6 protein-coding genes and 1 pseudogene are annotated in these 3407 nt (G+C 55.2%); 4 read left to right on the forward strand and 3 right to left on the reverse strand.

All coding sequences use genetic code 11. From position 1 onward, the window contains the following. Window positions 1–124 (reverse strand): type II toxin-antitoxin system RelE/ParE family toxin (locus Q0C48_RS12270; RefSeq protein WP_291524781.1); only part of this gene is annotated, 124 nt, incomplete at its 3' end. Continuing rightward, window positions 124–390, reverse strand: a complete 267-nt coding sequence (locus Q0C48_RS12275; RefSeq protein ID WP_024894543.1) for a CopG family ribbon-helix-helix protein — start codon at window positions 388–390, stop codon at window positions 124–126. The genes Q0C48_RS12275 and Q0C48_RS12270, both read right to left, overlap by 1 nt. 264 nt (window positions 391–654) lie before the next feature. Here Q0C48_RS12275 and Q0C48_RS12280 point away from each other — a divergent pair, with 264 nt between their 5' ends. After that, window positions 655–1017, forward strand: coding sequence for a helix-turn-helix transcriptional regulator (locus Q0C48_RS12280; RefSeq protein WP_158006076.1), 363 nt, complete (start codon window positions 655–657; stop codon window positions 1015–1017). Beyond that, window positions 1014–2297, forward strand: a complete 1284-nt coding sequence (locus Q0C48_RS12285) for a type II toxin-antitoxin system HipA family toxin (protein ID WP_291524775.1) — start codon at window positions 1014–1016, stop codon at window positions 2295–2297. The genes Q0C48_RS12280 and Q0C48_RS12285 overlap by 4 nt, the downstream gene beginning before the upstream one ends. A gap of 16 nt (window positions 2298–2313) precedes the next feature. On the opposite strand, the pseudogene Q0C48_RS14725 reads toward Q0C48_RS12285, so the two are convergent. After that, a pseudogene (locus Q0C48_RS14725) lies at window positions 2314–2361 on the reverse strand (hypothetical protein); the annotation flags it as partial. Window positions 2362–2531: 170 nt separating this feature from the next. On the opposite strand from Q0C48_RS14725, the gene Q0C48_RS12290 reads away from it, so the two are divergent. Both Q0C48_RS12290 and Q0C48_RS12295 read left to right on the forward strand, forming a co-directional pair. Beyond that, window positions 2532–2819 (forward strand): DUF1778 domain-containing protein, encoded by a 288-nt coding sequence (locus Q0C48_RS12290; RefSeq protein ID WP_291524777.1) that lies wholly within the window; start codon window positions 2532–2534, stop codon window positions 2817–2819. Then, window positions 2816–3313, forward strand: a complete 498-nt coding sequence (locus Q0C48_RS12295) for a GNAT family N-acetyltransferase (protein ID WP_010638964.1) — start codon at window positions 2816–2818, stop codon at window positions 3311–3313. Before Q0C48_RS12290 ends, Q0C48_RS12295 begins: the two co-directional genes overlap by 4 nt. Window positions 3314–3407 lie beyond the last annotated feature (94 nt).

Below are 3407 nucleotides of genomic sequence, written 5' to 3' on the forward strand. Positions count from 1 at the left end.
GAATGGTCGAGGCCTTGGTCAGCGCCTGCACCGCCCGCGCGGCGGCGGGCTTGTTCACCGGAGCTAGAAATTCATACAAGCGCGCCAAATCGGAAAGCGCCTTGCTGGTCCACTTCAGCTCCATCAACGCGGCACCGGCAGCGGCTGGTCAGTGCTAAGGCTCTCCGCCCACGCTTGCACGGCCTGGTGATCGATGACGCGGCCGGCGTCTACGTCAGCCAGCGCTACTAGGGTCAGTCTGTCGCGCTCCTCTTCCTGGGCGATCCAGGCGGAAAGCGCCTGCTTTACGATCCAGCCGCGCGAACGCTCAAGTCGTGAAGCCATCTGATCTACCTTGTCTGCCAACGGAAGCGGTACGTGTGCGGTCAGCACTTTGGTTGCTGCGGTCATGTTGCACCTCCTTGATGTCCATCGGGCACGAGCCTTTCTGATGTGGTTTGGTTTTTTTCAAATCATAGTGATTAGTTTTGAATCAGTCAAAGTTTCGAGAACCAGCGTTACCGCTGAGAAATACTGTAAATACATAGAGGTACATAAACCCTGTCATCTGCTTATAGTCGATCTATCGCCGTAACCTCGAATTGGGAAAAAACATCCATAAAATAGTATCCAAATAAACCAATAGTAGATATTATAGTATTTATTATGGATATTTTGCCTAACAAAAAGCTGCAGCGGACTGAGCCGGCTCATGGTCAATCCCGCCGCATGGAGTCCTCTCTGCGGAGCCTTGCCGAGCGGCTGAAACGCGCCCGTAAGCGCCGTGGATGGTCACAAATCGAAATGGCCAGATTACTGCAGGTGAGCATTGTTACCTACCGCAAAATGGAAAAGGCGGACCCGGGGACCGCCATTGGCACCTGGGTGGCGGTTTTGTCTTTACTGGGGATGCTGGGGGACCTTGATAACCTGCTGTTGTATGACCGTGACTACCAGGGGGCGGCCCTCGAACAAAGCCTGCGTACCCGCCGTCGATCCAGAAGTGTTTCACCCGATGATCTGGCGGATAGCCTATGAGCCGCACGGATAATGCGCCGTTGTTCTATGTGTACGTCTGCCCTGATGCGACACAAAGGTACCTGGCAGGCATTTTGACTTACCACGAAAGCGCGGCGATCAGCACCTTTCAGTATGTGCGCAGTTATCGTGAACGCGACGATTTGCCGCCCATCGCTCCTATGCCCGCATGGCGGAAAGACGGCCCGCCTATATTGACCCAGACAATGAACCGGGGACTACCGGGACCGATTCGGGATGCCTTGCCGGATTACTGGGGCACGCTGGTTTATGCCAAAAATCTGGGTATCGCAGTAGAGTCCGTGCAATTCTCGGACTTATTGCAGGCGGATGTTCAGGATCGCCCCGGATTTCTGGCGTTTTCCAGAGACCTGGAGAGCGGTCCGGTGATCCCCGCGCCCGTGAATAGGACCGATGACCTGCCGGATCTGTCTGCGATTGTGCAGGCCGTCGAATCTCTGGAGCAGGAAGGCCCATCATCCTATCCCCTGCAGCCGTTGGCGGATTTTCTGGTACAAAGAACCAGTATGGGGGGCGCTCGCCCGAAACTCTCGGTTTACCACCAGGGGCAAATGTGGCTGGCCAAGCTGCCCGCCTATCGGGACAGTTATGACGTAGGTCTCCTGGAGCAGGCCACCATGATGCTGGCCCGCCGCGCTGGAATCACAACGCCGAATACCGAACTGTATCCACTCCAGGATGGTCGCCATGTGTTTCTGTCGCAACGCTTTGATCGGGTCGGCACCCCAGAAAACAGGCGGCACTTGGCCATGGTCAGTGGCCTGTCTCTTTTGAATTTCGATGAAAGCGAAAACCGGCTAGGCAGTTATCCTGACCTGGCCAACCATCTGAGGATGTTCGGGGACCTGTCTGGAGCGACGGAGCTTTTCAGGAGAATGATCTTCAACTGGCTGGTCCGAAATACGGATGACCATCTGCGTAATCATGCGGTAATTCTGGGCGTGGACGGCACCTGGCAATTATCACCGGCATATGACATCAACCCAACGCATAGTCGCCCCGGTCTGCATACCCAATTCGACTTATCCATCGCTCTCGGTAAAGAAGGGCGTCAGGCCACTTTGCAAAACGCGCTGTCCATGGTGGAGGCCTTTGGTCTGGATAGGTCGGAAGCGACACATATTGTCCACGAGTGCTGTGAAGCGCTGCAAGGTTGGCGTGCGGTTTTGCAGGACCTGGGATTGTCACAGAAAGACATCAACTTTTGGGAGCACAGTTTTTCAGACCAAAGTAAAAACGTTCTTTCTTCCAATTCTTGAAGGCCAGTTCCGCCGGGATGCGGACGGCCTGCGAATTGCCATTTCTGAAAATTTTCGTGATCACTTGGTCCCCCCTCCCCCATTTTACCTATGCCCGGTTCTATTCCGGCCCGTTTGGGTAGCAATGTAAATACATGGATGTACATGAGCCCTGTCACCCGCTTACAGTCGCCTGGACGAGTAGCGTCATTTGTACTAACATGACACCCAATGTACACCACAAGGACGGTTGCCATGCTGACCACAAACACTACGACGCGCTCGGCCCGCCTTGGACTGCGCGCAACACCGGCTCAGGAAACTGTACTGCGTCGCGCCGCCGAGGTCGACCATAAATCACTGACTGATTTCATTCTCGATGCCGCTTACCAGGCTGCCGAGCAGACCCTGCTCGACCAGCGCCTGTTCATGGTGACCGGCAGTCAGTATCAAGCGATTCTGGAAATGCTCGATCGGCCAGAATCTGACAACCCCGGATTGGCCGATCTGTTCTCCCGAGCCCCGGTGTGGGCCAAAAAATGAGCTTGTCCGCGCCGCAGCCACTCGATGCGCAACATCGGCTGGAAGATTTTGACTGCGGTAAATCCGGTCTCACCGACTGGCTGTTGCGTCACGCCCGCCAGGCGCAAGGTAGCGGCTCGGCGAGAACCTTCGTGGTTTGTGATAAAACTCGTGTTGTCGGTTATTTCAGCCTGACGGTGGGCCAAATCGATACACTCGATGCACCTGAACGCATTCGTCGGGGAATGGGACAGTACCCGATTCCGCTAGTTATTCTTGCACGCCTTGCCGTGGATCTCGATTATCAAAAACAAGGTATCGGCTTTAGTCTTTTGCAAGATGCTATCCATCGGGCGCTTGCAATTGCCGAGCATGCGGGCATCCGGGCTTTGCTGACGCACCCCCTTGACGCCGATGCTGATGCATTCTATCGCCGTTTCGGATTCGAACCGACGCCAGACGACGACCGGCAACTCATCCTGCTTTTGAAGGACGCGCGGCGCTTCGCTGGATAAGATATCGGACAGGCCAGCCCCGCCCCGCCTGGCGTTTCTTGCTGAACCATTCAGCATAATGGTTTTGTTCTTCGGGGAAGTGTGTTGAGAGAAT

It is taken from the genome of Acidithiobacillus sp. (assembly GCF_023255755.1).
Classification (GTDB): Bacteria; Pseudomonadota; Gammaproteobacteria; order Acidithiobacillales; family Acidithiobacillaceae; genus Acidithiobacillus.

Excerpts from the sequence above, each read along its gene's own strand:
- Q0C48_RS12275 (WP_024894543.1), bottom strand. The coding sequence starts at position 390 with ATGACCGCAGCAACCAAAGTGCTGACCGCACACGTACCGCTTCCGTTG.
- Q0C48_RS12285 (WP_291524775.1), top strand. The coding sequence starts at position 1,014 with ATGAGCCGCACGGATAATGCGCCGTTGTTCTATGTGTACGTCTGCCCT.
- Q0C48_RS12290 (WP_291524777.1), top strand. The coding sequence starts at position 2,532 with ATGCTGACCACAAACACTACGACGCGCTCGGCCCGCCTTGGACTGCGC.
- Q0C48_RS12295 (WP_010638964.1), top strand. The coding sequence starts at position 2,816 with ATGAGCTTGTCCGCGCCGCAGCCACTCGATGCGCAACATCGGCTGGAA.